The sequence below is a fragment of the Flavobacterium tructae genome (assembly GCF_001853485.1).
Taxonomy (GTDB): Bacteria; Bacteroidota; Bacteroidia; order Flavobacteriales; family Flavobacteriaceae; genus Flavobacterium; species Flavobacterium tructae.
Map to the genome: position 1 here is coordinate 1 of NZ_MIKE01000017.1, position 2,481 is coordinate 2,481.

At 46.2% G+C, this 2,481-nt stretch carries 1 protein-coding gene; it reads right to left on the reverse strand.

From position 1 onward, the window contains the following. Positions 1 to 403: 403 nt before the first annotated feature. A partial coding sequence (locus tag BHE19_RS22750; RefSeq protein WP_207544111.1) for a hypothetical protein occupies positions 404 to 2,481 on the reverse strand: 2,078 nt, incomplete at its 5' end.

A 2,481-nucleotide genomic window follows, 5' to 3' on the forward strand; every position in this document is an offset into this window, starting at 1 on the left:
AATAATGCAGAGCTTTTCGTCCCGTCAGCAAAAGGTTTAGCCATGTTTGCGTAAACCTGAAAACAAGAGATCAGCATGAAAAGGAAAAGAAAGTATTTTGTATTGTATTTCATCATATTTATTTAGCACTGAAAAATAGGCAGAATTTTCAAACATTTTATTAAAAATGTTGAATTATAAATCTTAGCTAATATCGCTCTGCTCGTACCATTTTATATTTTTCATGTTTTAGCAGCCTACGGCATGAAAATAGTACATGTTAAACATTTCCAGGCGCATGCAGAAAATCAAAGATTTTCTAACTTAGGTGCTCTTAAGTGAACAGCAATAATCCACGATACAGTAAACTAAAGTGTTTAAAAACTTTTGTGTCTTTTGTGGTTATTTTATTTTCCTGTCTTTTTTATTTTTTTTCTTCCTTTCTCTTCCTTCCCCTTTCCTTTCTTCCCCTTTTTTCTTTTTCTCCTCTCCTTTTCTTCTTCCTCCTCCCTCTTTCCCTTTTCTTTCTTTTCCTTTCTTCCCTCCCCTTCCCTTCCCTTCCCCTCCCCCTTCCCTCTTCCCTCTCCCCCCCCCCCTCCCTTTCCTTTTTTCTTCCTTTCCCTCTTTTTCCCCCTCTCCTTTTCTTTTTTTTTCTTCTCCTTCCTCTCTTTTTTCCCCTTTCCCTTTCTCCTTCTCCTCCCTCTTCTTTTCCCCCCCTCCCTTTCTTTTTTTCTTCTTTCTTTTTCCTTCCTCCTCTCTTCCCCTCCCTTCTTCTCCCTCTTCTTTTCCTTTTTCTCCTCTTTTTCTCCCCCTTCCTTTTTTTCTCCCCTCCCCTCTTTCTCCCTCCCCTCCCCCCCCCCTTCTCTTTTTCTTTCTTTTTCCTTCCTTTTTCCTTTTTTTTTCTCTCCTCTCCCCCCCCTTTTTCCTCTTCCTTTTCCTCTTTTCCCCCCCCCTCTTCCTCCCTTTTTCTTCCTCTTTCCTCCTCTTCCCCCCCCCTCCCTCCTCTCCTCCTCCTCTTTCCCTCTTCCCCCTCCCTTTTTCTTTCCTTCTCTCTCCCCTCCCTCCTCTTCTTTTTTTTCTCTTCTCTTCTCCCTCCCCTCCCCTCCCCCTCCCCCCTCTTTTTTCCCCCCCCTCCCCCCCCTCCTCTTCCTTTTTTCCTCCCTTTCCCCCTCCCCCCCTCCCCCCCCCCCCCCTCTTTTCCCCCTCCCCCTCTCCCCCCTCTTTCTCCTTTCCTTTCTTCTCCTCCTTCTTTTTTCCTCCTTTCTTCTTCTTTCTCCTTCCCCTTTTTTTTCTCCTTTCTCTTTTCCTCTCTTCTTTCCCCCCTCCTTTCTTCCTTTCTTCCCCCTCTTCCTTCTTCTTCCCCTTTCTCCCCCTTCCTTCCCTTCCTTTTCCCCCCTTTTTTCTCCCTCCTCCCCCTTCCCTCTTTTCCCTCTCTTTTCTTCTCTTTTTTTTTCCTCCCTTTTTTTTTTCCCCCCCTTTTCCCTCTCCTCTCTTCCCTCTTCCTTCTCTTCTCTCCCTTTTTCCTTTTTTCCCTTCCCCTCTCCTCCCTTTTTCTCTCCTCTTCCTCTCCTCCTTTTCCCTTTCTCCTTTCTCTTTTTCCCCTCTCCTTCTCCCCTCCCTCTCTCTTTTTTTTTTTCCTTTTCTTCCCTCTCTCTTTCTCCCTTTCCCCTTCTCTTTCCCTCCCCCCTTTCTTATCATTACCATTAATTTTACTTACACTACCTCTCTTCACCCCCTTTTCTCCTTCTTTTTTCCCTCTTTCCCCCCTCCTTTTCCCCTTTTTCCTTCTCTTTCCCTTTTCTCCCCTTTTCCCTTTTTTTTCCTTCCCTTCCTCTCTCCTCTTCTCTTTTCCTTCTTTCTCCCTCTTTCCTTCTCCCCCCTTTTTTCCCTTCCTTCCCTCCTTTCTTCCTTCCCTTCCTCTTCCTTTTTTTTCTCCTCTTCTTCTTCTTTTCCCCTCCCTCCTTCCTTTTCCTCCCTTTTTTCCCCTCTTTTCTCCTTTTTCCCCCCTTCTCTTTCCCCCTTCTCCCCCTCTCCTTTCTCCTTTTTCTCCCCCCCCCCTTTTTCTCTTCTCTTTTCCTCCCCTCTTCCCTCCCTCTTTTTTCTTTTCTCCCTTTTTCTTTTCCCCTTCCTTTTTTTTCTCCTCTCTTTTTCTTTCCCCCTCTTTCCTCCTTTTTCCTTCCCCCTCTCTCCTCTCCTCCTCCCTCCCCTCTCTCTCTTTCTTTCCTTTCTCTTTTTTCCTTCTTTTTCTTCCTCCCTCTCCCTTCTCCTTCTTTCCTTCTCCCCCTTTTTCTCCTTCCTTCCCCCTTCCCTCCCCCCTCCCTTTTTTTCCTTTTCCTTCTTTCCCTTTTCTCCTCCTTTCCTCTTTTTTCCCTTCCCCCCCCTCCTTCTTCCCCCCCTCCTTTCTCCCTTTTTCTCCCCCCCTTTCCCCCTTTTTCTCCTCCCCTTCCCCTTCCCCCCCCCCCCCCTTTTTCCTCTTTTTTTCTTTCCTTTTTCCTTCCTTCC